We start from the raw sequence: 24,892 nt of genomic DNA, 5'->3' as shown, positions 1-24,892 counted from the left end.
GGTGCCCGGATCGGCTCGCGGCGGGTTCCGCTACTTCAGCCAGCTCATCATCGGGCGGAGCTTGGCGCCGGTCTTCTCGATCGGGTGCTCGGCGAGCTCGGCGCGGTAGGCGGTGAACTTCTTCTGACCGCCGTCGAACTCCTCCACCAGCTCCTTCGCGAACTCGCCCGACTGGATCTCGGCGAGGATGCGCTGCATCTCCTTCTTGGTCTCCGCCGTCACGATGCGCGGGCCACGGGTGTAGCCGCCGTACTCGGCGGTGTCGGAGATCGACCAGTTCATCTTGTGGATGCCGCCCTCGTACATGAGGTCGACGATCAGCTTCATCTCGTGCAGGCACTCGAAGTAGGCGACCTCGGGCTGGTAGCCGGCCTCGACCAGGGTCTCGAACCCGGTCTTGATCAGCTCGGCCAGGCCGCCGCAGAGGACGACCTGCTCGCCGAAGAGGTCGGTCTCGGTCTCCTCGGTGAAGGTCGTCTTCAGCGCGCCGGCGCGGGTGCCGCCGATGCCCTTGGCATAGGAGAGCGCGAGGTCCCAGGCGCTGCCGCTGGCGTCCTTCTCCACGGCGACGAGCACCGGAACACCGCGGCCCGCGGTGTACTGGCGGCGGACGAGGTGACCGGGACCCTTGGGCGCGACCATGGCCACGTCCACACCCTCGGGAGCCTCGATGAGGCCGTAGCGGATGTTGAGGCCGTGACCGAAGAAGAGGGCGTCGCCCTCGACCAGGTTCGGGGCCACGTGGTCGGCGTAAAGGTGACGCTGGATGTGGTCCGGCGCCAGGATCATGGTCAGGTCGGCCTCTTCGACGGCCTCCGCCGGGGAGAGCACGCGCAGGCCGTCGGCCTCGGCCTTCTCGCGGCTCTTGGAACCCTCGGGCAGACCGACCCGGACATCCACCCCGGAGTCACGCAGGGAGAGCGCGTGGGCGTGACCCTGGCTGCCATAGCCCAGGATGGCCACGTGCCGGCCCTGAATGATCGACAGATCGGCCTGGTCGTCGTAGAAGATCTCAGTCACTTGCTTGACCTTTCGGTTTCCTATGCGATTCACGCGGTCCGGTCGAGGGCCCGCAGAGAACGGTCGGTGATGGAACGAGCGCCGCGGCCGATGGCCACCATGCCCGACTGAACGAGTTCTTTGATGCCGTACGGCTCCAGGACCCTGATGAACGCCTGCAGCTTGTCCGGCGTGCCGGTGACCTCGATCGTCACCGCGTCCGGGGCGACGTCGACGCACCGGGCGCGGAACAGGGTGACCATTTCCAGAACGCTCGAGCGGTTCTCGGCGTCGGCACGCACCTTGATCAGGGTGAGCTCACGCTGCACGGACTGCACCGGGTCGAGCTCCACGATCTTCAGCACGTTGACGAGCTTGTTGAGCTGCTTCGTGACCTGCTCCAGGGGCAGGTCGGCGACGTTGACCACGATGGTCATCCGTGAGATGTCCTCGTGCTCGGTCGGCCCGACCGCCAGCGAGTCGATGTTGAATCCGCGGCGGCTGAACAGCGACGCGACGCGCGCGAGCACGCCGGGCTTGTTCTCCACCAGCACGGAGAGCGTGTGCCTGCTCATGCCTTCTCCCTCGCCTGGCGGCCCGCCCTCGCGCGGGCCGAGCCGCTGTGCCTGTCCGTCCGCTCGCTCACGTCCGGTCCTCGCCGTCCCAGACCGGCGCCATGTCGCGCGCGAACTGGATCTCGTCGTTGCTGGTCCCCGCCGCGACCATCGGCCAGACCATGGCGTCCTGGTGCACGACGAAGTCGATCACGACCGGCACATCGTTGATCTCCATCGCCTTCTGGATGGTCGCGTCCACATCCTCGGGACGCTCACACCGAAGGCCGACACAACCGTACGCCTCGGCCAGCTTCACGAAGTCCGGGATCCGCCGGACCGTCTGCAGGTCGGTGTTGGAGTAGCGCTGGTTGTAGAACAGCGTCTGCCACTGCCGGACCATGCCGAGATTACCGTTGTTGATGACCGCGACCTTGATCGGCACACCCTCGATGGTGCAGGTGGCCAGCTCCTGGTTGGTCATCTGGAAACAGCCGTCGCCGTCGATGGCCCAGACCACTCTGTCGGGACAGCCCATCTTGGCGCCCATCGCGGCCGGGAGGGCGAAGCCCATCGTGCCGGCGCCACCGGAGTTGATGAAGGTGCCCGGCCTCTCGTAGCCGATGAACTGGGCGGCCCACATCTGGTGCTGACCGACACCGGCGGTGTAGATCGCGTCGGGACCGACGATCTCGCTCAACCGCTCCATGACGTGCTGCGGGGCGAGGGAGCCGTCCTCGAACTCGACGTAGCCCAGCGGGTAGGTCTTCTTGTAGGAGTTGAGCGCCGTCCCCCACTCGGTGTAGTCGCCCTTGCGGCCGTCGCCTCGCATCGTCGCGAGGAGGTCGGTGAGGACCTCCTTGCAGTCGCCCACGATCGGGACGTCGGCGTACCGGTTCTTGGAGATCTCAGCCGGGTCGATGTCGGCGTGGATGACCTTGGCGTGCGGGGCGAAGGTGGACAGCTGGCCGGTGACCCGGTCGTCGAAGCGGACGCCGAGCGCGATGAGCAGGTCCGACTTCTGCAGGGCGCCGACCGCGGACACCGAGCCGTGCATGCCGGGCATGCCCATGTGCTGCGGGTGGCTGTCGGGAAAGGTGCCGCGCGCCATCAGGGTGGTGACGACGGGGATGCCCGTCAGCTCGGCGAACTCCCGCAGCTCCGCCGACGCCCCCGCCCGGTGCACGCCGCCGCCGACGTAGAGGACCGGCCGCTTGGCCTCGACGATGAGCTTGGCCGCCTCGCGGATCTGCTTGGAGTGCGGCCTGGTCACCGGGCGGTAGCCCGGAAGCTGCATCACCGGAGGCCACTGGAAGGTCATGGTGGACGTGAGCGCGTCCTTGGCGATGTCGACCAGCACCGGCCCCGGCCGCCCGGTCGAGGCGATGTGGAAGGCTTCCATGATCGTCCTGGGGATGTCCTCAGGGTCGGTGATCAGGAAGTTGTGCTTGGTGATCGGCATGGTGATGCCGGAGATGTCCGCTTCTTGGAAGGCGTCGGTGCCGATGGCGCTGCTGACCACCTGGCCGGTGATCGCGACAATCGGGACCGAGTCCATGTAGGCGTCGGCGATGGGGGTGACAAGGTTGGTCGCACCGGGACCGCTGGTCGCCATGCAGACCCCGACCTTGCCGGTGGCCTGCGCGTACCCCTGGGCCGCGTGACCGGCGCCCTGCTCGTGCCGTACAAGCACGTGCCGGACCTTGGCCGAGTCGTAGAGAGGGTCGTAGGCCGGGAGGATGGCACCGCCCGGAATCCCGAACACGGTGTCGACCCCGACCTGCTCCAGCGCCCTCACGAGAGCCTGGGCTCCTGTCATCTGTTCGGTCATCGGCTCGTTCCTTGTGGCTGAGCATGTTTGACGACATAAAAAATGCCCCATTCCACCTTGGAGGCGGAGCTGGGGCGGCGCGCAGGTCGTGGTACTTCGCGTTATCGGCCTGCGCGCCGGCGAAGTACTACGAGAATCCCACGGTGATGCTGCATGGCTCTACCTTGGCCGACAGAGCGTCCCCACGTCAAATTCATGGGACACATATCTCAGAGTCCGAGATGGCGAGAATGAGCGCGGGGGCCTCTCCCAGCGGGAATCCGGAGGTCGGGCGGCCTTCCCGTCCCTTGTCTCCCGAGCCGTCGCGCGAAGATCGAGCCGGGTGGGCGGACGAGCGCCGTCAGACCCCGCTGTGCAGGCTGGAGAGGCTGGTGTTCATCAGGGTGTCGACACCGCGTGCGACCATCGGCCGCGCGACCAGGAAGCCCTGGCCTCGGGTGCAGCCCATCTCGCGCAGCAGCTCCAGTTGCTCCGGCCGCTCGATGCCCTCGGCGACCACGATCAGACCCAGATCGTGACCGAGCCGCACGATCGTGCGGGTCAGCAGCGTCAGCGTCTCGTCGCGGCCGAGGCCGGACACGAACGACGGATCAATTTTGATCATGTCCACCGGGAGCTGCCGCAGCAGGGCCAGCGAGGCGTAACCGGTGCCGAAGTCGTCGATGGCCAGCCGTACCCCGAGCCTGCGCAGCTCCGAGAGCCGGGTGATGGTCTCCTCGGCGTCCTCGACCAGCATCTCCTCGATGACCTCCAGGGTCAGCGCGCTGGGGGGCAGGCCGCTTTCGGTGAGCGCCGACTCGACGGTCTCCACGAAGCGCGGCGCCATGATCTGCCGGGACGACAGGTTGAGCGAGAGCCCGATGTCCCAGGAGGACGCGCGCCAGGCGGCCACCTCCCGGCAGGCCTCACGCAGGATCCACTCGCTCAGCGGCACGATCAGGCCGGTGTCCTCGGCCGGGCCGAGGAACTGCTCCGGCGGCACGAACGTGCCTCCCCGCACCCAGCGCACCAATGCCTCGACCGCGGTGACCCGCGAGGTGGCCAGGTCCACCACCGGCTGGTACTCGATGGCGAACTGGTTCTCCAGCAGCGCCCGTTGCAGGTCGGCGGCGAGCTCCAGACGGCGGACCACGTCGGCGTGCATGTGCGCGGCGAACACCTCGACCCGGCGCCCGCCGAGCTCCTTGGCCCTGGCCATCGCCACGTCGGCGTTGCGGATCAGGTCCGCGGAGGACACGTCGTCGTCGGCGAAGGCCACTCCGACGCTCGCGGTCAGCGCGATGTCACGGTCGGCCACCCGGAACGGCTCGGACGAGACCGTGCGGACCAGCCGCTCGGCCAGATCCACCGCCGTCTGGGCGTCCACCGTCGACTCCAGCAGCACCGCGAACTCGTCGCCGCCCCAGCGCGCCAGGGTGTCGTCGGCCCGTACGGCGGCGCGGAGCCTGCGGGCCGCCTGGCCGAGCAGGTAGTCGCCGCTGGCGTGGCCGACCGAGTCGTTCACCGCGGTGAAACCGTCCAGGTCCAGGAAGATCACGACGGCGCTGCTCGCGCCCGGACGGGCCAGCACCTCCCGGGTGCGTTCTTCGAAATAGGCCCGGTTGGGCAGGCCCGTGACGCCGTCGTGGAAGGTCAGGTGGGTGACCTGGTTGCGCAGGGCCTCCTGGTCGCTGATGTCGCGCGTGGTGATCAGCAGCAGTTCCTCGCCGCGCACGTGCCGGGTGGCCACCGACTCGGTGGGCCGCCAGGTGCCGTCGGACGCCCTGACCCGGCAGGCGACCATGCAGGCGCCCGCCCCCTCGCCCGGCTCCTCGTCCGGGCCCATCGCGCGCAGCGCCACCTGGAGGCCGGGCATGTCCTCGGGGTGGATGTAGTCGAAGATCGTCCTGCCGACCAGGTCACCGGGGCGGTAACCGTACGTGATCTCGACGCCTTCGCCGATCTCCCGCACGACACCGTCGTAGTCGCACATCAGGACCACGTCCCCGACGCTCTCGGCGAGGTCTTGCAGCTGCCGCTCGCCGAGGTCGACCAGACGCCGCATCCGGCCGATCTCCAGCAGCATCAGGAACAGGCGAGCCGCCAGGAGGACGACGACCGACGCGGACACGACGGCCAGGACCTGCACCGGCCCCTGCATCCCGCTCTCGATCACGCGGAAGAGCACGACGCCCGTGGCCACGACGGCGAGGATCAACGGCACCGAGGCGATCAAGGAGGAGGTGCTCTGGCGGACGGACAGCTCGCCCAGCTCGTCGTCGCCCTCCTCGGAGTTCGCCGCGCGGGTCGTGCGGTCGCTCCACGGAACCGCCGCCAGGAGCAGGAAGGCGGCGGGGGCCGGCCACATCCAGGTGAGCGAGGGCGCGTCACCGGTCGCCCGGGCCAGAGCGGTGGCCGTCTCCGCCGCCGTGACGGCGGAGAGCACGGCCAGCGCGGCCAGGCCCACCGGCCAGGCGGACCGCCGGATCGGCACCACCGCCGGACCGGCGACACAGGTGAGGATCAGGCAGAACAGCGGTGAGGCGAAGGTGACCACGAACCCGCCCCCGCCCTCGCGGTACACCGGGTCCAGCAGGAGGACCCAGGTGATCACGAAGACCGAGGCGGCGCACACGTAACCGTCGGCGAGGTCGCGTAACAGAGCGTGCCCGTGCGCGGGCCGGGTGGCGCACAGTCCGGTGCTGACAGCGATCATGGCGGTGCCGACGAGAAGCATCAGGTCGGCGAAGGTCACCGCGAAGGGCGTGCCGTCGGCGAGCGGCCGCACGCCGATCCCGACCATCCAGGTGAGCGAGCCGCTCGCCAGCCATCGCCAGGCCATCGCCCTGCGCCGGTCGGCCACCTTGGCGGCCGCGGCGAACAACGAGATCGCGGCGGCCGTGGCGGCGATGACACCCGCCACCGCTCCGACGACCACGGCGGAAGCGCCGCTGACAAACGCGGCGACGAGCCCCACCACACCGATGACGGCGGCGGTGGTCAGCGGTACCCGGGGGTCACGCCAGCGGATCAATGTCGTCTGCCCATCGGTGTCGATTCGTCTCGCTGCTGCAGCATCCCTTATTTCACTGCGCTCGCGTTGCCGTTGCCGGCGCGTCGTTCTCCGCGTCGGCAACGCCACATGGCCAGTGTGTGCCGTTCCGCCGGTCTGAGTGGTGACAACGCCATAGTCGTCACCGATCTGATAACCACGCGGACGATAACAACCGCGGTAACCGACCGTACGCACCCCAGGTCACGAGGCAGCCACGGTCCGGATTCCTTTGCCGGTCAGTAAGAATCCGTGATCACGTTCTTGAGCGGCTCACCTGCGAGGTAACGCAGGAGCTGCGAGCGGAGCAGCTTGAGCATGCGCCTTTCCGAGGCCGGGCTGCTCCCCGCGACATGCGGGGTGATGAGAACTCCCGGCGCCGTCCACAGGGGATGGTCCTGGGGCAGCGGCTCGGGATCGGTGACGTCGAGCGCGGCCAGGATGCGGCCTTTCCGCAGTTCGGCGACGAGCGCGCCGGTGTCCACGACCGTTCCCCTGGCCGCGTTCACCAGGACGGCGCCGTCCTTCATCGCCGACAGGAAATCCGCGTCCACGAGACCGGCGGTGGAGGGCGTGGACGGGACCAGCAGCACCACCACGTCAGCCTGGGGCAGCAACTCCGGCAGCTCGTCCTGTCCGTGCACGTTCGGCCGCGCGGTCCTGGCCACCCGGACGACGTTCACCTCGAAACCGTCCAGCCGCCGCTCCAGCGCCTCACCGATCGAGCCGTAACCGACGATCAGCACCGTGGAGTCGGCCAGCACGCCGGTGTGGTGGTAGGTCCACCTTCCCTCCCGTTGCGCGGCGGCGAACCCCGGGAACTCCCGCAGCACGGCGATCATGGCTCCCACCGCCCATTCGGCGGTGCCCGCGTCGTGCACTCCCCGCGCGTTGCACAGCGTCACCCCCTCCGGCAGGTGCGGCCGGTAGGGCTCCACACCGGCCGTGACGGTCTGCAGCAGCCGCAGCCGGGGCATCTCGGCGAGCAGTTCCGGAATCCGCGCCACCGGGAGCAGCGGCGGGATCCAGACCTCCACCTTCTCCGCCTCCGGTGGCGCGGCTTTCGTGCCGTCGTAGACGACACACTCCACATCGGGCAGATCGCGCAGGACATCGACGGCGGCTTCGGAGGGGACCCAGATCTTCATGGCTGCATTATCCAGCCGCGCCATCCACGGGATCATCCGGTAATCTCCCGCGCCATCCCACGGAGACGGAGTCGCCTCCGCGGAGGCGCCGCGAGGAGAGGTCACGGGACCACGCCCGCCCACGCCCGTGGCCGGTCGCCGTGCCACCGATGTGAACGGGACCGGGGAGGGGCCTACTGGTCGACGTCGTTCGCAGCGTCGGTGGCGTTGGTGGCGTCGGCGGCGTCCACCGCGCCGGGGAGGTCGGCGTTGGTGGCGTCGTCGGGGTTGGCCGGAGGGGCGGGGGGATCAGGGGTCCTGGCCGCGGCGGCGGGGACGCACTTCAGGTCGACCTCCGGGCGGTAGACCGTGGTCTCCTTGACGCGCTTGATCTCCTTGCCGTTCTGCTTGAAGACGCGCCAGACGTCGATCGTGAAACCGTTCTGGCCGACCATCGGGATGCAGTCCGGACCGCTGTCGGTCTCGCGCTTGAAGGGGGTGATGTTGTAGCGCTCGGAGGAGATCGACTCGATGTCGTAGCGCTTGGTGCTCCAGAAGGCGACCGTGACGCCGCTGTTCGTGAAGGAGGTCTTCACCAGCACGCCGTACTTGGAGTCGTTCTTCCAGCGGAAGTCGGGCTCGGGCCAGGAGACCGTGGACTCGCGTCCGGCCGGGTAGCGGGAGATGTAGAACTCGTGCGCCATGTGCTGGACCTCTTCGAACCCGCCGAAGTAGACCGCGTTGTACATGGTCGTGACGAACTGGGAGATGCCGCCGCCCACCGAGTCGACCAGCCGGCCGTTCTGGATCATGGGTGCCGGGACGAAACCGCGGGCCGTGTCGCGCTGGCCGATGACGCCGTTGAGCGAGAAGGTCTCACCGGGCTTGACCAGATAGCCGTCGAGGAGCTTGGCGATCGTCTGGATGTTGGTCACCCGCGGGAGGCAGCAGTCGTACGGCGTGGTGAACTCGCTGACCTTCTCCTTGATGCCGAACCCGCGCGCCTCGGCTTCGGAGATCCGCGGCTGGACGGTCGCGAGGGTGACCGGGATGGTCCGGCTGCCGTTTTCGGCGACCATCTCGGCCACGTCGTCGGCGAGCTTCTTGTCGTCGATGCCCTTGCCCTTGTGCCCCGGAACCAGCTTGGGCTTTCCGCCGACGATCTGGAAGGTCGGTTCGAGGGGGGCCAGGGACGGGTCGACGAGCCTCTTCTCCACGGTCGCGATGGCGTTCTTGGCGTCGAACGACGGGCTCATGCCCCCGGAGTCGTCGGGCTCGAAGGACAGGTGCGCGGCGAGGGTCTCGACCGGCAACTGGGCCTGCTTGCCCGCGTAGGTCAGGGTGACGGGGCCGGGCAGGGCCTTGCCCGCGACGGCCGCGGCCTTCTTGACCACGTCGGCCGTGACCTTGGGCTTGATCACCGAGACCGGGAGCCGGATCTCGGCCTCGGGCCCGAGGAACGCCTTCCTGATGGTGGCGGCCGCGGCCTCCTGCTCCAGGATGCGGCCGTCCTGGGGCGTCACGACGACCGGCTTGACGCCCTCGAACGCGACCTTGCCCTCGCGGACCTTGACGTCGATCTTCTTGGCCAGGGACGTGACCGTGCTCTCCAGGAGATCGGAGTCGACCGAGATCTGGGGGTCGAGCTTGAGGGTGCCGGTGAGCGCCCGCCAGACCTCCATGGGTGCGGGGAAGTCACTGGGCGCCTGGTTGATGGTGGCGACGACGTCGAACTCCAGCCCGGACTTGTCGGGATCGATGTCGTACTTCTTGCCCGCGGCCAGGAGCGTCATCGTGCGGGCGGCCTTGTCGCCCAACTGCTCCCTGAGCTTGTCGGCCGCCTCCGTCGCGGTCAGTCCGCCGATGTCGATGTTCTGCACCTGGGTGCCGGGGAGCATCTTGCCCGACATGACGACCGCGGGTATCGCGTAGGCGACGCCCGCGAGCAGCACGACGGCCAGGACGACCAGGGCGAACATCCTGCCCCGGCGCCGGCGAGGGGGCGGCTCCTCGTAGCGGAGGGGCTCAAGCTTCGACGAGCCCCCGTCGCCGCCGGGCATGAGCCCGGGTTCGTCACGGAGGGAGCGCTGCGGGACAACGGGCTCGGGAGCGGCGGGCATCTGCCAGGGTTGCGGCGGCTGGGCCGCGGGCGGCAGCCCGGTCGACCTCCCCGCCGGCGCGGACGGGGAGCCGAAACCCGAGGAACCGAAGATGTCGGGCGAGACCCCCGGAGGCAGTCGCGACCCTCCCTGGGGCTGCGCGCCCGGAGGGGGCTTGGGACCGCGGGCACCCGGTGGGACGGGACGCGAGGGCAGGGGTATCGCCTCGAAGGGATCCGTCGGCGGGTCGATCGACGCTCCGGCGTTCCGCACGGCCTCCGGCTCCTCCTGCTTCGCAGCTTCTATGCTTCGGCAACCCTAAACCACAACCGTCAGACAACACCCGCAAAGCAATAACAATTGACTTCTTCTCACAACTGAAACCGGGTGATCTCGGTCATCAGGCCGCGGAGTCGTCCCCGGGACCGCCACACCGGCGCGGTGGTCACCCCAGGATCGGCGCGGGAGCCGCCCGGGGCCGGTGCACGGCACAAGGGTATGCCGAACGCCCGGGGTTTTCGATCAACCCGTCCAACGGTAGCGGTGTTCGGGCCGTCCCGCGGTGCCGTACCTCGGCCGGAGCTCCGCCTGGCCCGCCGCGCACAGGTATTCCAGGTAGCGGCGGGCGCTGACCCGGGAGAGGCCGGTGAGCACGGCGGCCTCGGTCGCCGACAGATCGGTGTCGCTCTCCCTGAGCGCGTCGGCGACCAGGGCGCACGTGGGGGCGGACAGCCCCTTCGGCAGCGGCGGCGGCCCGCCCTTGACCAGGCCGAACAGTCGGTCGACCTCGTCCTGGCAGGCCTCGGAGCCGATCCTGGCGAGCCTCATGCGGGTGTCGGCGTACTGTTCGAGGCGTTCGGCGAGCGCCCGGGCGGTGAACGGCTTGATCAGGTAGTTCACCGCGCCGCCGCGCATGGCCGCCCGGACCGTGGTCACGTCACGTGCGGCGGTGATCATCAGGACGTCGACGGGGTGGGAGGCGCCTCTGAGCGCCATGAGCACGTCGAGTCCGGACATGTCAGGCAGGTATATGTCGAGCAGCACCAGGTCCGGCCGGTGCGCGGCCACCCCCGCGATCGCCGCGCCTCCGGTGTGCACGGCGTCGACCACCGTGAATCCGGGCATCCGCGCCACGTAGCCGCTGTGGATCCTGGCCACCATGAAATCGTCGTCCACCACCAGCACGCGGATCATTCCGACGTCTCCGAGTCCGTGACCCCGCCCTGCCCTGCCGCCCCCACGCTCTCGCCGCCCCCGGCGTCTCCGGCTTCCCTGCCGGACCCTCCCGGCCCACCGGGTCCGCCGGATCCGTCTGGTTCGCCGGCCGGGTCCGCTCCCGTCGGCAGCAGGGCGGTGAAGACGGCGCCGCCCGCGTTGTGCACACGCACCCAGCCCCCGCGGCGTGAGCACGCCTGGCGGGTCAGGGCCAGGCCCAGCCCACGCGGCCCCGCGTGGGCCACCTTGGTCGTGAAACCCTCGCGGAACACCTCGCCCGCCAGGGCGGGGGTGATCCCGGGGCCCGAGTCGCCGACCCTGACGTGCAGGCCGTCCGTCTCGGTGCGGACCGAGACCTCCACCGTTCCGCCGGTCTCCTGCAACGCGTCCAGGGCGTTGGCGACCAGGTTGCCGACGACCAGGACCGCGTCATGCGGGTCGCCGAGCATGCCCTCCTCCACCCGGGAGTCCTCGGAGAGGACCAGGGACGCGCCGCGCTCGGCCGCCTCGGCGGACTTGGCCAGCAGCAGCGCGGCCAGGGTGGGGTCGGCCACCTTCTCCCTGATGCCGGACGCGTGCCTGCTGTAGGCCTCGGTGGTCTGGGTGATGTAGCTGACCGCCGTCTCGTACTCGCCGAGCTCCAGCAGGCCGACCACGGTGTGCATCCGGTTGGCGAACTCGTGGGCCTGGGCGCGCAGCGCGCCGGTCGTGGTGCTGGCCTGGTCGAGCTCGCGCGCCAGCTGTACCAGCTCGGTCCGGTCGCGCAGGGTGACCACCCAGCCGCTCTGCTGCTCGCGCACCGCCACCGGGGTGCGGTTGAGCACCAGCACCCGGTCGCGGTGGAGCACCACCCGGTCGTCGCCGGAGTCGACGCCGTCCAGCACGTCGCGCATCCGGTCGGACAGGGGCATCTCCCTCAGGCCACGGCCCACATCGTGCTGGGAGAGGCCGAGCAGGTCACGGGCCGCGTCGTTGATCAGCGTCACCCGGCTCTGGAGGTCCAGGGCGAGCACCCCCTCCTTGACGCCGTGCAGCACGCCCTCGCGCTGTTCGAGCAGGGCCGCGATCTCCCCCGGTTCCAGGCCGAAGGTCTGGCGGCGGACCCGCCGGGCGATCAGCGCGGTGGCGCCGGATCCGGCGAGGAGTACGGCGAGCACGGTCCAGAGCAACGGCGGCAGCGCCTCGGCGAGCTGGTCGGCGACCGTTCCCTCCAGGATGCCGACCGAGGTCAGGCCGATGACGGTGCCGGAGGTGTCGAAGACGGGGGCCTTGCCGCGCACCGAACGGCCGAGGGTGCCGGTCTGGATGCCGGTCCAGGGGCGTCCGCTCACCAGGACCTCCGAGCCGTCGGTGGACAGCCTCTTGCCGATCAGGAGCGTGTTGGGATGCGCGTAGCGGATCTGCTCGCGGTTGGCGATCACCACGTAGTCGGCGCCGGTGGCGGCCTGAACCCCCGCCGCGATCGGTTGCAGGCTGAGCTCGGGCCGGTCCTGGGCGAAGGCCTCACGCACCTGGGGCAGCCCGGCCACGGACTCGGCGATCGCCAACGCCCGCTGCTGGTACTGCTGGTCGAGCTGATCGCGGGTGTGCTCCACCCAGACGCCCGCCGTACCACCGACCGCGAGAAATACGATCACCATCTGCAGAACGAACAACTGGGTGCCAAGCGAGGCGTTGTGTATGCGTCGCACGAGTCGGCTCCCTGGTCAGGGACCTCATGAAAGCAGCCCGAGATAACGGCGGGGTCGCGACCACCGTGACCAATACGACCGATACGACGGCAAACACGCAAAGCATCGACACGATGATCCCTTAGCCTCAGCATCCTCACAGGTTCTTTATGTTGTTGGGAGTTAACGATGCGTCTTCGGAGACTGGCGGCCCTCGCCGCCCTGTCCCTCGCCCTCACCGCTTGCGGCTCGGGTGGAGGATCCGGCACCACCGCGCTGAGGATCATGGTTCCGGCCGCGCCGGGAGGTGGCTGGGACCAGACCTCGCGCATCGCCGAGCAGGCTCTCAGGTCGGTCGACCAGTCCCGCAAGATCGAGGTCTACAACGTGCCCGGCGCGGGCGGCAGCATCGGCCTGGCCCAGCTCGCCGGGGAGAAGGGCAACGGCGACCTGCTGATGACCATGGGCCTGGTCATGGTCGGGGCGCTGGAGCAGAACAAGTCGAAGGTCACCCTGGCCGACACCACTCCCATCGCGAAGCTCACCGAGGAGTACGAGCTCGTCGTGGTTCCGGGGGAATCGCCGTACCAGACGCTGGCCGACCTGATGGCGGCGTGGAAGGCCGATCCCGCGAAGATCGCCATCGCGGGCGGCTCCGCCGGGGGCACCGACCACATCGTGGCGGGCCTGATGGCCAAGGCGGGCGGCATCGACCCCAAGTCGGTCAACTACATCGCCCACTCCGGCGGCGGTGAGGCGCTCAACGCGCTGCTGGGCAACAAGGTGGCGGTGGGGATCTCCGGCATCGGGGAGTTCGCCGAGCACGTGAAGTCCGGCAAGCTGCGCGCCCTCGGCGTGAGCTCGCCGGCCCGGCTCGGCAACGTGGACGCCCCCACGCTGAAGGAGGCCGGCGTGGACGTCGAGCTCGCCAACTGGCGGGGCTTCGTCGCGCCCGGCGAGCTGGACGACGCCGCCAAGCAGAACCTGACCGACCTGGTCACCAAGATGCACGCCTCGCAGACGTGGAAGGACGAGGTGACCAAGAACGGCTGGACCGACGTCTTCCAGACCGGCCAGCCGTTCGCCGACTTCCTCACGGCCGAGCAGGCCAAGATCAAGGCCGTCATCGCAGAAATGGGTCTCGTCTCCTGATGTCCCTCCCCGAAGAGCCGGGCGGCGCCACCGATCGTGGCGCCGGTCCGGCGTACTCCTGGCGACGGCCCGAGCTCGTCCTGGCCCTGGTCGTCCTCGCGCTGGGCGCGTTCGTGATCGTGGGCACCGCGGACGTCACCGCCGCGGGCTCCACGTTCGGGCTGGGGCCCCGCTTCTTCCCGATCATCGTCGGCGCGGCGCTGCTGCTGATCGGACTGTTCTACGTGCTCGACGTGGTCAGAGGCGGCCACGGCGATCCCGAGCAGACCGAGGACGCCGACACCGAGGCGCCGGCGGACTGGCGGACGGTCGCGCTGGTCAGCGTGATCTTCCTGACCTTCGCCGGGCTGCTGGACCTGCTCGGCTGGATCATCGCGGGCGCGCTGCTCTTCTTCGGCCTGTCGCTGACGCTCGGCGCCGAGCACCGGCTGCGCGCGGGCGTCATCTCCGTCCTGCTGTCCACCGTCACCTACCTGACCTTCGTCAAGGGCCTGGGCGTGACGCTGCCCGCCGGGCTGCTGTCCGGGGTGATCTAGATGGAGTCGTTCCAGCTTCTGATGGACGGGTTCGCGAGCGCGCTGACCCCGGTCAACCTGCTCTACGCCCTGGTCGGCGTCACCCTCGGCACGCTGGTGGGCGTACTGCCCGGCATCGGCCCGGCCATGACCGTGGCGCTGCTGCTGCCGATCACCTTCACCGTCCCCCCGGAGAGCGCGTTCATCATGTTCGCCGGGATCTACTACGGAGGCATGTACGGCGGGTCGACCACCTCGATCCTGCTCAACACCCCCGGCGAGAGCTCCTCGATGATCACCGCGCTCGAGGGCAACAAGATGGCCAAGCGGGGCCGGGCCGCCCAGGCGCTGGCGACCGCCGCGATCGGCTCCTTCGTCGCGGGCACGATCGCCACCGGACTCCTGGTCGTCGCGGCGCCGCTGGTGGTCGACTTCGCCATCTCCTTCGGCCCCGAGGACTACTTCGCGCTGGCCGTCCTGGCCTTCACGGCGGTGTCGTCGGTGCTGTCGCGTTCGGTCGTGCGCGGGCTGGCGTCCCTGGGGATCGGCCTGGTCATCGGGCTGATCGGCATCGACCAGCAGACCGGGCAGGCCCGGCTGACCATGGGGGTCCCGCAGCTGCTCGACGGCATCGACGTGGTCATCGTCGCGGTCGGCCTGTTCGCGCTGGGCGAGGTGCTCTACGTCGCCTCCCGGCTGCGGCACGGCGAGCCGGAGGTCATCCCGGTCGGCCGGCCGTTCCTCGGCCGCTCCGACTGGTCCCGCTCCTGGCGGCCGTGGCTGCGCGGCACCGCGCTCGGCTTCCCCTTCGGGGCGCTGCCCGGAGGCGGCGCGGAGATCCCGACCTTCCTGTCCTACACGATCGAGAAGCACCTGGGACGCGGGGTCACCCGCGAGGAGTTCGGCAAGGGCGCCATCGAGGGGGTCGCCGGTCCCGAGGCCGCCAACAACGCCTCGGCCGCGGGCACCCTCGTCCCGCTGCTCACCCTGGGCCTGCCCACCTCCGCGACGGCCGCGATCCTGCTCGCCGCCTTCCAGCAGTACGGCCTGCAGCCCGGTCCCCAGCTGTTCGACCACAACCCGGCGCTGGTCTGGGGCATGATCGCCTCGCTGTTCATCGGCAACACCATGCTGCTGGTGCTCAACCTGCCGCTCGCCCCTCTCTGGGCGCGGGTGCTGCGCATCCCCCGCCCCTATCTCTACTCAGGGATCGTGTTGTTCGCCGCGCTCGGCGTCTACGCGTTGAACTCCTCCTGGGTGGACATGGTCATCCTCTACGTCCTGGGCATGCTCGGCTTCGCGATGCGCCGCTTCGGCCTGCCCATCGCCCCGGCCGTGATCGGCCTGATCCTCGGGCCGATGGCCGAGGTCCAGCTCCGCCGGGCCCTGGCCATCAGCGCGGGCGACGTGACGACCCTGGTCAGGAGCCCGGTGGCCGCGGTGCTGCTGGGCGTGGCGTTCCTCGCGCTGTTCGCTCCCCTCATCAGGAAGCTGGCCGCCCGCCGGAGCGCCTGACCGAACCCGGGCGCGGACCTGGCGGACGTCCGGGCGGTGGCGTCCGCGGAGGTGGGGTGAGCCTCCCCGGGCCCGGTGCCCGCGGGGCTCCCCCGCCGTCTTCGCGGAACACCGGCCCGAACGGAGGAGCGGCCGTCCTCGGTTCTTGCGATCGGCCCGAACGGAGGGGCGGCCCATGATTGCGTTCCGGACGCACGATGGGCCATCATGGCGGGCATGACCTATGGGAAGGGCGGCCACCGCCCCGGTCGGTGAACCCCGACACGTGGAAGCTGGGCGACGATCCTCTCGACGATCGCCCCACCTTCCTCGCTCACGCACTCACGATGTCCCTGCGGTACGGGCCCGGCCCGTGGCCCGAGGACGCCTGCGAACTCCCCGACGACCCGCCTCGCCGTACCTCCGGCGAGCCGTTCATCCCCAGTGTCGTCATGGACGGCATTCGGAGCCATCACTTCGGTGTCGAGCGCGACGACGGCGTCGCAGAGGTCACCGACCTGATCGGCGGGCTCGTCACCGGCGATCCCGCTCGCGACGATCTTCTACGGCTGCACGATCGGCTCGCCACCGTCTCGGCGCTCGGTATCGCCGACGACCTCGTCGACCGGATCCGGCGGCGGCTGCTCCCCAAGGACCGGGTCGGCGAGGTCGGACGGTATCTGGCCGGGCACGGCAGCCACCGCAACGCCGTCAAGATCGGCATCGTGCTGCTCGGCGCCTGCGGGGACGAGCGGGACCGGGAACTGCTGCTCCTGCTCGGCACGCTGGAGGAGCTCACCCTGTACGCGGTGATCGCCCTGCGGCACACCCAGCCCGACCGCCACCGTGCCGTCTACGAACTGGCCCGCCGGGTGCGGGGCTGGGGCCGCATCCACGCGGTGGAGCGGCTCAAGGACTGCGACGATCCACAGATCAAGGCCTGGTTGCTGCGGGACGGTTTCCGCAACGGGATCATGAACGAATACCTGGCCCACCTCGCGGCCACAACCGGTGGCCTGTACTCGGCCCTGCTGGAGCCGGACGTCGACGACGCCCTGCTCGACGGCGCCGGGGACATCCTGGCCGCCCTGGCGCTGGGCGGCCCGGCCGAGGACATGGGCGACTACGCCGACGCCGTACCGGCCATGGATCGCCTCGCCGACCTCCTCATCGACCGGCGGGACACGCTCGGCAGGCTGCACGCCGTACTGAGGATCCAGGCCTTCCTGCGCGGGACCGGCGACGACTCGCCCTGGCCGCCCGGCGTGATCGCGCGGCTCCGCCGCCGCTATGAGGAGATCACCGCCCAGCCACGGTGGAACAGCCTCGTGCTGAGACACCTGGCCGATCCGCACCATGTCGATTTCGATCACGCGATGCGACTTGCCCACCGGCTCCGGCTGCCGGTGGTCCCGCAGATCATCGCCCGCCTGAAGATCGACCCGCTGGACGAGTTCGCCTGGTACCACGCCATCCGGCTCGCCACCGCCGAGGAGGCCGAACAGCTCGGCCACCTGGCCGAACGGCTCCTTCCGCCGGCCGATCCGGCGAACGGGCCGGACGACCGCCCCGGATTCGGCGACGAGTACAGACCGGATCGAGCGCTGGAGTCCGTCGTGAGCGGGCTGGGCGCCTTCCCCGGCCTCGGGCTGCCGCTGATCGACGTGGCGCTGCGCAACCGGGCCGTCCAGACCCGGCGCGCCGCCCTGGAGGTGTTGAGCACCTGGCCGGCCTCAGCCGTACCGGACGAGGCGGGGCACTGGATACGGCGGGCCGCATCCGTCGAACCGCACGAGGGGACCCGAACCGAGATGATCGATTTCCTACGGCGCCGCCGAACGCGAATGTGCGACGCCGGGCTATGTGACCAGGCCTGACCCGCGCGGATGTTCCTGCACGAACCGGCGTCGTTCACCGGCCATCGGTGATCGGCCGGTCGGCGGGGCGTTCGCCTGACATGGCGAAGGCCCCGCACGCGGCCCGAGGTCGTCGAGACCGTCGTGGAAACGTGCGGGGCCCACCCGGAAACAGGCCCGGATCCCGCCGAGGCGGCGGGGCCTTCGCGTGGGGCTTCCCGGAAACCCCGCGCGCGAGCTACTCGGAGACGCCGAGCTTCTCCAGCAGGAGCTCCCTGGCCCGGCCCGCGTCGGCCTTGCCGCGGCTGGCCTTCATGACGCCGCCGACCAGGGCGCCGACGGCGGCGATCTTGCCGTTGCGGACCTTGTCGGCCGCGTCGGCGTTACCGGCCAGGACCTGGTCGATGATCGCCAGCAGTTCGCCCTCGTCGTTGACGATCTGCAGACCGCGCGCGGCCACCACCTCGTCCGGGGAGCCCTCGCCGTTCAGCACGCCTTCCAGCACCTGCCGGGCCAGCTTGTCGTTCAGCGCTCCCCCGGCGACCATCGCGCACACCCTGGCGATCTGGTCCGGGGTGATCAGCAGCTCGTTGAGCGGGATCGCGGCCTCGTTGGCGCGGCGGGACAGCTCACCCATCCACCACTTGCGGGCGTCCGCGGGCGGGGCTCCGGCGGCGACCGTCGCCTCGACCAGGCCGATGGCGTCGTTGTTGTGCATCGCCTCCATGTCCAGGTCGGACACGCCCCACTCCTGCTGGAGCCGCTTGCGCCTCAGGCGCGGCAGCTCGGGCAGCGCGGCCTTGAGCTCGGCCACCCACGCGGTGTCGGGGGCGATCGGCACCAGGTCGGGCTCGGGGAAGTAGCGGTAGTCCTGCGCCTCCTCCTTGGAACGGCCCGAGGTGGTGGTGCCGGTGTCCTCGTGGAAGTGGCGGGTCTCCTGGATGATCCGGCCGCCGCCGGCCAGGATCGCGGCCTGGCGCTCGATCTCGCTGTGGACCGAACGCTCGACGCTGCGCAGCGAGTTCACGTTCTTGGTCTCGGTGCGGGTGCCCCACTCCGAGGAACCGCGCGGCATGAGGGAGACGTTCACGTCGCTGCGCATGGAGCCCTCCTCCATGCGCACGTCGGAGACGCCCAGCGTGCGCAGGACCTCGCGCAGCTCGGTGACGTAGGCGCGGGCGACCTCGGGGGCGAGCCTGTCGGTCCCCGGGATCGGCTTGGTGACGATCTCCACCAGCGGGATGCCCGCGCGGTTGTAGTCGACGATCGAGTAGTCGGCGCCCTGGATGCGACCGGTGGCACCGCCCACGTGGGTGGACTTGCCGGTGTCCTCCTCCAGGTGGACGCGCTCGATCTCGATCCGCACGGTCTTGCCGTCCACCTCGACGTCGAGGTAGCCGTCGAAGCAGAGCGGCTCGTCGTACTGGCTGATCTGGTAGTTCTTCGGCATGTCCGGATAGAAGTAGTTCTTCCGGGCGAAACGGCACCACTCGGCGATCGAGCAGTTCAGGGCCAGGCCGATGCGGATCGTCGACTCGATCGCCATGGCGTTGGCCGTCGGCAGCGATCCGGGCAGCGCCAGGCAGACCGGGCAGACATTGGTGTTCGGCGGCGCGCCGAACGAGACCTGGCAACCGCAGAACATCTTCGACGCCGTACCCAGCTCGACGTGCGTCTCCAGCCCCAGCACCGGCTCGAAGCGCTCCAGCGCCTCGTCGTACGGCATCAGCGTGTCAGTACTCATCGGTCGTTCACCGCTCCTCTTTCGCTCCGCGGAGCGCTCGTTCCTCGCACGCCACTACGCTCACCGCGGCGGGTTCTCTCCGCGCTCATCAGTCGTTCACCACTCCCCGCTCGCTCCGCGGAGTGCTCGTCTCTCGTACGCCACTTGCTCACCGCGCCGGGTTCTCTCCGCTCATAGATAACCAAGTCCCTTCAATGCGTTCCTCGTCTCGGCGACCCAGTCCGCGTACGCGGGCACCTGGGCCAGGACGGCGAGGTCGATGTTGCGTCCCACGTATTCGAAATAGTCGCGGATCGGCTTGCCCCGGCGAGGGACCGTCGCGGCCAGGAGGCCGACCGGGTCCGTGATCCTCTCGACGTCACGCGGCCGTGAAGGAAGCCCGCTGAGGTCGCTGCCCTCCAGCCCCGACCACACGGCGGGATCGGCGAGCATCCAGGCCTCGGTCTCGCCGAGACCGATCACCGGCACCAGGTAGTGCGAGTGATAGCGGACCCCGTCGGCCTTGCCACCGGCCTTGCCGCGCTCCCTCTCGTCGTCGTGCGTGAAGAGCAGATGGCAGTCGGCGGCGAGCTCCTCCAGCGCCGTGACCATGTGCTCCCGATCGCAGGAGACGACCTCCGTCGCCTCAACGTCGACCGCGTGCGGCGACATCCAGGTGAGCTCGCGCAACTGCCGGGAGATCACGATGCCGAGGAAGCCCTCGTCGGCCTCCCCCTCGGCGACCAGCCCCGGCACCAGTGGCCGGCTCATGCCGCCGCGCCCAGGTATTTGCGGACCTGCCGGGGCGAGACGAACGTGCCGGGCTCGCCGTCCGGCTGGACCTGTTTGGCCACGGTCACCCGTGACACCCGGTCGTTGTCGGGATCGACGCGGACCACGGCGTCCAGGAAGGTGAGCGCGTCGGGCTCGGTCCGGTAGATCTCGGCGACCACCACCGGGGAGTGGCTGGTGAAGATCACCTGCCGGAACGGCCTCACGCCTCCCGGCGTGGCGATCCGCTGCCGGACCCGCCGGAGCAGCTCGCCGATACGGCTGGGATGCACGCCGTTCTCGATCTCCTCCACCAGGAGCGTACCCGGATGGTCGGGGTCGTGCAGGGCCGTGAGCAGGCCGAGGACCCGCAGGATCCCGTCCGACAGGAGCGCGGCCGGCACCGTTCCCTGACCGTCGACGACCACGTCGAAGGAGCACTCCTCACGATCGGTGCGGGGCACCAGCGCGACCACGTCGGGAACCACCCCGGCGAGGTCGACCGTGAGATCGGTCAGCGCCTCCGATCCCGCCATCCGCCCGAGCACGGCGGCGAGGTTGGCGCCGTCGGCCGCGAGCGGCCCCGTGTCGGCCGAGGATGACCGCCGGCGCATGGCCTGCGGCGAGGGGACGTGGCGGCGCCACGACTGGACCGTACGGCGGGGCGTGATCTCCGGCTCCGGATCCTCGACCATGTGGATCAGCAGTTCCTCGGGGAGCTGATGGGCCACATGACTGACGACGACGCCGCTGGACCTGGGGATCCTGAGCACCATCTCCGCGCCCACGTCGAACCGGATCGGCAGCAGCGCGCCGGGCTCCGGGGAGACCAGGGCCTCCACCGAGACGGCGAACCCGCCGATCGCGGCCCCCTGCGCGACCCGGTGGAACTGCTCGCCCGGCAGGCCCCTGCCCGCGTCGAGCAGCCCGCCGGAGCCCGCGACCTCGTCCGCGACGAACCCGACGGCGTCGAACAGGTTCGACTTGCCGCTCGAGTTGGGACCGACCAGCGCGAGGAAGGGCGGCACATCGAGATCGAAGTTCAAGAAGGACTTGAACCCGTCGATCTCGATCCGAGTGATCATGCCGCCGTTCTCCCTGTCACCTGTCGTTCCGTTCTCCTTGAAAGTTTCTACAGCGCCGGGGCCTTGGACAGCAGGCTGCCACCCCAGCGGGCCTCCAGGGCCCGCTCCACCGCCGCGCCGACCCGGTAGCAGCGGTCGTCGCCGAGCACCGGAGCCATGATCTGCAGACCGACCGGCAGCCCGTCCTCGTCCGCCAGGCCGCACGGCACGGAGATGGCCGCGTTGCCCGCCAGGTTGGCGGGGATGGTGCACAGGTCCGCGAGGTACATCGCCAGCGGGTCGTCGGCGCGCTCCCCGATCGGGAACGCCGTGGTCGGCGTGGTCGGCGAGATGAGCACGTCCACCTGCTGGAACGCCGACTCGAAGTCGCGCGCGATGAGCGTGCGGACCTTCTGCGCCTGGCCGTAGTAGGCGTCGTAGTAGCCGCTGGACAGCGCGTACGTGCCGAGGATGATGCGCCGCTTGACCTCGGGACCGAAGCCCTGGGCCCGGGTCAGCGACATGACCTCCTCGGCGCTCCGCGTGCCGTCGTCGCCGACGCGCAGGCCGTACCGCATGGCGTCGAAACGGGCCAGGTTGGACGAGCACTCCGACGGGGCGATCAGGTAGTAGGCCGGAAGCGCGACGTCGAACGACGGGCAGGAGACCTCGAAGACCTTGGCGCCCAGCGACTCCAGCAGTTCCACGGTCTCGTGGAAGCGGGCGAGCACGCCCGGCTGGTATCCGTCGCCGCCGAACTCCTTGACCACGCCGATGCGCAGCCCCGCCACCTCGGCGTTGCGCGCCGCCTCGACCACGGAGGGCACCGGGGCGTCGACGGAGGTGGAGTCCATGACGTCGTGGCCGGAGAACGCCTCGTGCAGCAGCGCGGCGTCCATCACGTTGCGGGCGAAGGGGCCCGGCGTGTCCAGGGAGCTCGCGAAGGCGATCAGGCCGTAGCGGGACGAGCCGCCGTAGGTCGGCTTCATGCCCACGATGCCGGTGACCGCGGCGGGCTGGCGGATCGAGCCGCCGGTGTCGGTGCCGGTGGACAGCGGGGCCTCGTAGGCCGCGACCGCGGCGGACGAGCCGCCCGAGGAGCCGCCGGGGATCCGCGAGAGATCCCAGGGGTTGTGCGTCGTGCCGTAGGCCGAGTTCTCGGTGGAGGAGCCCATCGCGAACTCGTCGAGGTTGGTCTTGCCGAGGATCACCAGCCCGGCCGCACGGAGGCGGCGGGTCACGGTCGCGTCGTACGGCGGGCGCCAGCCCTCAAGGATCTTGGATCCGGCCGTGGTCGGCATGTCCACGGTGGTGAAGATGTCCTTGTGCGCGATCGGCACGCCGGCGAGCGGGCCGAGGTCCTCCCCGGCGGCCCGGCGGGCGTCGACGACCCGCGCCTGCTCCAGTGTCGTCTCGGTGTCGACGTGGAGAAATGCGTTGACCTGCGGCTCGACGGCGGCGATCCGGTCGAGGTGGGCCTGTGCGACCTCGACGGCCGAGACCTCGCCGCTCGCGATCAGCGCGCCCAGGTCGGCGGCGGACTTGTGGATGAGACTCATGCTTCCTCCCCAAGGATGCGCGGGACACGGAAGCGGCCGTCCTCGACCGCCGGGGCACCGGAGAGTGCCTGTTCCGGCGTCAGGCAGGGCCGAACCTCGTCGGGGCGGTAGACGTTGGTGAGCGGGAGCGCGTGCGAGGACGGCGGGATGTCGTCGGCCGCCACTTCGGCGACACGGGCGACCGCACCGATGATCACATCGAGCTGGGCGGCGAAGTGGTCGAGTTCCTCATCGGCCAGCGCCAGCCGGGACAGCCGGGCGAGGTGAGCGACCTCGTCGCGGGTTATGGCGGACATGAGTCGTTGAACCCGTTTCGTGGAATGGCAATTGGACCCTGTCATCCTATGGCTCGTGACCTAACGTGCCCGACTCATTAAGGGCTCGCAGAGAAATAAGCCGTAGCTTGCCGGGTTTGCGTTCGTTGAGATGGTATGGGCGTGACGCAGGAAACGGTGGAGACGCTGAGGCTGAAGTTCGGGACGATTTTTCCTCATCTGGATGAACGGCAGCGGCGGCTGCTGATGGGGGCCGAAGCTCGTGCCTTGGGGCATGGCGGGATCCGGGCGGTGGCCCGAGCTGCGGATGTCCGTGAGGCGACGGTGTCGTTAGGAGTCGATGAGCTGGACTCAGGTACCGAGCCGCTGGGGCGGGCGCGCCGCCGGGGTGGGGGCCGCAAACGCCTGGTCGATCTGGACCCCGGGCTGCGGCCAGCGCTGCTGGCCCTGGTTGAACCGGACGAACGGGGCGATCCGATGTCGCCGTTGCGGTGGACCACCAAGTCCACCCGCACCCTGGCCACCGAACTGACGCAGCAAGGACATCGGGTCAGCGCCGATGTCATCGCCGACCTCCTGCGAGAGGAAGGATTCAGCCTGCAGGCCAACGCCAAGACCATCGAAGGCAAGCAGCATCCGGACCGCGATGGCCAGTTCCGCTACATCAACGAGCAGGTCACGAGCTATCAGCACACGGGCGATCCGGTGATCAGCGTGGACACCAAGAAGAAGGAACTCGTCGGGGAGTTCAAGAACGCGGGCCGAACCTGGCGGCCGGTGGGCGAACCGACGGCCACCCGCACCCACGACTTCCTCGACCAGAGCCTGGGCAAAGCGGTGCCGTACGGCATCTACGACCTCACGGCGAATGCCGGCTGGGTGAACGTCGGCACCGACCACGACACCGCCGCCTTCGCCGTGGAGTCCATCCGCCGCTGGTGGAAAGCAACCGGCAGCAACGACTACCCGCTGGCCACACGCCTGCTGATCACCGCCGACGCGGGAGGATCCAACGGGTATCGCACCCGAGCCTGGAAGTCTGAGCTGGCCGCACTGGCGGTGGAGACCGGGCTGGAGATCACCGTGTGCCATTTTCCGCCCGGCACCTCCAAGTGGAACAAGGTCGAGCATCGGCTGTTCTCGCACATCACCATGAACTGGCGGGGCCGACCGCTGAGCAGCCACGAGGTCATCATGCAGACCATCGCCTCCACCACCACCCGCACCGGGCTTCGCGTGCACGCCGACCTCGATATCAGCATCTACCCGACCGGCATCACCATCAGCGACAGGCAGATGGACGCTCTACCGTTGCAGCGTCACGACTGGCACGGCGATTGGAACTACACGCTGCGTCCGCAGGCTTACGCCCAGGTCAACGATGTCCCGGACCCGTTCGACCAGCCGAGCCCCGACCTGGCCTGGCTCTGTCACCCTGCCCTGACCGGACTGACCGGCCCGGGCTGGGACACCCTGATCGCCACCCTGCTGACGCTGCATGACCAGCAGCGCGAAGCACACCTGGACAAGCGACGCGGGCACCGTCCGCGCATGGCCGCTCCCGGCACCGGACGCCGTCCCATCCTCACCCTCGCCGACCGGCTGCTGAGCGCCCTTGTCCACTACCGGTTCGGCTTACCCCAGGTCGCCATCGCCGAGTTGTTCACCGTCCGGCCCGAAACCCTCAACCGGCGCATGCGTGAGACCCGGCAACTCCTCCAGCAGGCCGGGTACACCATCCAGCCCAGTCCTCATCGCCTGCCAACGCTGGAGGCTCTCTACGATCTGGCCGCGGTGGAAGGCATCATTCCGCTACCGAAGATCAAAGCTGCGTGTTAATAATCTGCGAGCCCTAACGCCCCGGTAACCAAGTCAAGATCTGTTAGGGGGCCTGTCCGCCCGCACCGCGGCGCGCGAGGTGGGGCGGAGCCTTTCGTACGGCCCACCGGGACCCCCG

The 24,892-nt window shown here is 69.7% G+C and carries 18 protein-coding genes; 5 read left to right on the top strand and 13 right to left on the bottom strand.

The window, feature by feature from the left end:
* Positions 1-30 precede the first annotated feature (30 nt).
* The 8 genes from ilvC to J2853_RS42380 all read right to left on the bottom strand — a co-directional run bounded on the left by ilvC (position 31) and on the right by J2853_RS42380 (position 12,547).
* Positions 31-1,011 carry a ketol-acid reductoisomerase gene (gene ilvC, locus J2853_RS42415; protein WP_307569004.1) on the bottom strand — a complete coding sequence of 327 codons (981 nt, stop codon included), beginning with the start codon at positions 1,009-1,011 and terminating at the stop codon, positions 31-33.
* A 38-nt stretch (positions 1,012-1,049) separates the two neighbouring features.
* A complete protein-coding gene (gene ilvN / locus J2853_RS42410; RefSeq protein WP_307567272.1) occupies positions 1,050-1,574 on the bottom strand; it encodes an acetolactate synthase small subunit in 525 nt (174 codons plus the stop codon).
* A 67-nt stretch (positions 1,575-1,641) separates the two neighbouring features.
* Positions 1,642-3,435: an acetolactate synthase large subunit gene (locus tag J2853_RS42405; protein ID WP_307567270.1), complete on the bottom strand. Its 1,794-nt coding sequence runs from the start codon at positions 3,433-3,435 to the stop codon at positions 1,642-1,644.
* A 289-nt stretch (positions 3,436-3,724) separates the two neighbouring features.
* Positions 3,725-6,397, bottom strand: coding sequence for a putative bifunctional diguanylate cyclase/phosphodiesterase (locus tag J2853_RS42400; protein ID WP_307567268.1), 2,673 nt, complete (start codon positions 6,395-6,397; stop codon positions 3,725-3,727).
* Between the two features lie 257 nt (positions 6,398-6,654).
* Positions 6,655-7,563, bottom strand: a complete 909-nt coding sequence (locus J2853_RS42395; RefSeq protein ID WP_307567266.1) for a 2-hydroxyacid dehydrogenase — start codon at positions 7,561-7,563, stop codon at positions 6,655-6,657.
* Positions 7,564-7,736: 173 nt separating this feature from the next.
* Complete coding sequence (locus J2853_RS42390) at positions 7,737-9,914, bottom strand: VanW family protein (RefSeq protein ID WP_307567264.1); 2,178 nt, start codon at positions 9,912-9,914, stop codon at positions 7,737-7,739.
* A 249-nt stretch (positions 9,915-10,163) separates the two neighbouring features.
* Positions 10,164-10,835 carry a response regulator gene (locus tag J2853_RS42385; RefSeq protein WP_307567262.1) on the bottom strand — a complete coding sequence of 224 codons (672 nt, stop codon included), beginning with the start codon at positions 10,833-10,835 and terminating at the stop codon, positions 10,164-10,166.
* Complete coding sequence (locus J2853_RS42380) at positions 10,832-12,547, bottom strand: ATP-binding protein (protein ID WP_307567260.1); 1,716 nt, start codon at positions 12,545-12,547, stop codon at positions 10,832-10,834. The genes J2853_RS42385 and J2853_RS42380 overlap by 4 nt, the downstream gene beginning before the upstream one ends.
* 168 nt (positions 12,548-12,715) lie before the next feature.
* Here J2853_RS42380 and J2853_RS42375 point away from each other — a divergent pair, with 168 nt between their 5' ends.
* The 4 genes from J2853_RS42375 (at position 12,716) to J2853_RS42360 (ending at position 17,564) form a co-directional block, all read left to right on the top strand.
* Positions 12,716-13,678: a Bug family tripartite tricarboxylate transporter substrate binding protein gene (locus tag J2853_RS42375; protein WP_307567258.1), complete on the top strand. Its 963-nt coding sequence runs from the start codon at positions 12,716-12,718 to the stop codon at positions 13,676-13,678.
* Positions 13,678-14,214 (top strand): tripartite tricarboxylate transporter TctB family protein, encoded by a 537-nt coding sequence (locus J2853_RS42370; RefSeq protein ID WP_307567256.1) that lies wholly within the window; start codon positions 13,678-13,680, stop codon positions 14,212-14,214. Before J2853_RS42375 ends, J2853_RS42370 begins: the two co-directional genes overlap by 1 nt.
* Complete coding sequence (locus tag J2853_RS42365) at positions 14,215-15,708, top strand: tripartite tricarboxylate transporter permease (protein ID WP_307567254.1); 1,494 nt, start codon at positions 14,215-14,217, stop codon at positions 15,706-15,708.
* Positions 15,709-15,959: 251 nt separating this feature from the next.
* Positions 15,960-17,564: a hypothetical protein gene (locus tag J2853_RS42360; protein WP_307567252.1), complete on the top strand. Its 1,605-nt coding sequence runs from the start codon at positions 15,960-15,962 to the stop codon at positions 17,562-17,564.
* Positions 17,565-17,781: 217 nt separating this feature from the next.
* Here the strand turns inward: J2853_RS42360 and gatB are convergent, their stop codons facing one another.
* The 5 genes from gatB to gatC form a co-directional block, all read right to left on the bottom strand.
* A complete protein-coding gene (gene gatB / locus J2853_RS42355) occupies positions 17,782-19,287 on the bottom strand; it encodes an Asp-tRNA(Asn)/Glu-tRNA(Gln) amidotransferase subunit GatB (RefSeq protein ID WP_307567250.1) in 1,506 nt (501 codons plus the stop codon).
* A gap of 171 nt (positions 19,288-19,458) precedes the next feature.
* Entirely contained in the window at positions 19,459-20,037 is a 579-nt protein-coding gene (locus J2853_RS42350) for a hypothetical protein (protein ID WP_307567249.1), read from the bottom strand.
* On the bottom strand, positions 20,034-21,122 hold the full coding sequence (locus J2853_RS42345) for an AAA family ATPase (RefSeq protein ID WP_307567247.1): 1,089 nt from the start codon (positions 21,120-21,122) through the stop codon (positions 20,034-20,036). Before J2853_RS42345 ends, J2853_RS42350 begins: the two co-directional genes overlap by 4 nt.
* Before the next feature lie 47 nt (positions 21,123-21,169).
* Positions 21,170-22,660 (bottom strand): Asp-tRNA(Asn)/Glu-tRNA(Gln) amidotransferase subunit GatA, encoded by a 1,491-nt coding sequence (gatA, locus tag J2853_RS42340; RefSeq protein ID WP_307567245.1) that lies wholly within the window; start codon positions 22,658-22,660, stop codon positions 21,170-21,172.
* Entirely contained in the window at positions 22,657-22,956 is a 300-nt protein-coding gene (gatC, locus tag J2853_RS42335) for an Asp-tRNA(Asn)/Glu-tRNA(Gln) amidotransferase subunit GatC (RefSeq protein WP_307567244.1), read from the bottom strand. Before gatC ends, gatA begins: the two co-directional genes overlap by 4 nt.
* 135 nt (positions 22,957-23,091) lie before the next feature.
* Between gatC and J2853_RS42330 the strand changes: the two genes are divergently transcribed.
* A complete protein-coding gene (locus tag J2853_RS42330; RefSeq protein ID WP_307553887.1) occupies positions 23,092-24,774 on the top strand; it encodes an ISAzo13 family transposase in 1,683 nt (560 codons plus the stop codon).
* Positions 24,775-24,892 lie beyond the last annotated feature (118 nt).

The organism is Streptosporangium lutulentum (assembly GCF_030811455.1).
Classification (GTDB): domain Bacteria; phylum Actinomycetota; class Actinomycetes; order Streptosporangiales; family Streptosporangiaceae; genus Streptosporangium; species Streptosporangium lutulentum.
The sequence above is the reverse complement of the archived record's forward strand: the minus strand, read 5'-3'. Positions and strand labels throughout refer to the sequence as shown.

What these genes read in the sequence shown, in the direction of transcription:
- ilvN (WP_307567272.1), bottom strand. Translation starts at nt 1,574, where the DNA reads ATGAGCAGGCACACGCTCTCCGTGCTGGTGGAGAACAAGCCCGGCGTG.
- J2853_RS42405 (WP_307567270.1), bottom strand. Translation starts at nt 3,435, where the DNA reads ATGGGGCATTTTTTATGTCGTCAAACATGCTCAGCCACAAGGAACGAG.
- J2853_RS42395 (WP_307567266.1), bottom strand. Translation starts at nt 7,563, where the DNA reads ATGAAGATCTGGGTCCCCTCCGAAGCCGCCGTCGATGTCCTGCGCGAT.
- J2853_RS42385 (WP_307567262.1), bottom strand. Translation starts at nt 10,835, where the DNA reads ATGATCCGCGTGCTGGTGGTGGACGACGATTTCATGGTGGCCAGGATC.
- J2853_RS42375 (WP_307567258.1), top strand. Translation starts at nt 12,716, where the DNA reads ATGCGTCTTCGGAGACTGGCGGCCCTCGCCGCCCTGTCCCTCGCCCTC.
- J2853_RS42370 (WP_307567256.1), top strand. Translation starts at nt 13,678, where the DNA reads ATGTCCCTCCCCGAAGAGCCGGGCGGCGCCACCGATCGTGGCGCCGGT.
- J2853_RS42365 (WP_307567254.1), top strand. Translation starts at nt 14,215, where the DNA reads ATGGAGTCGTTCCAGCTTCTGATGGACGGGTTCGCGAGCGCGCTGACC.
- gatB (WP_307567250.1), bottom strand. Translation starts at nt 19,287, where the DNA reads ATGAGTACTGACACGCTGATGCCGTACGACGAGGCGCTGGAGCGCTTC.
- J2853_RS42350 (WP_307567249.1), bottom strand. Translation starts at nt 20,037, where the DNA reads ATGAGCCGGCCACTGGTGCCGGGGCTGGTCGCCGAGGGGGAGGCCGAC.
- J2853_RS42345 (WP_307567247.1), bottom strand. Translation starts at nt 21,122, where the DNA reads ATGATCACTCGGATCGAGATCGACGGGTTCAAGTCCTTCTTGAACTTC.
- gatA (WP_307567245.1), bottom strand. Translation starts at nt 22,660, where the DNA reads ATGAGTCTCATCCACAAGTCCGCCGCCGACCTGGGCGCGCTGATCGCG.
- gatC (WP_307567244.1), bottom strand. Translation starts at nt 22,956, where the DNA reads ATGTCCGCCATAACCCGCGACGAGGTCGCTCACCTCGCCCGGCTGTCC.
- J2853_RS42330 (WP_307553887.1), top strand. Translation starts at nt 23,092, where the DNA reads ATGGGCGTGACGCAGGAAACGGTGGAGACGCTGAGGCTGAAGTTCGGG.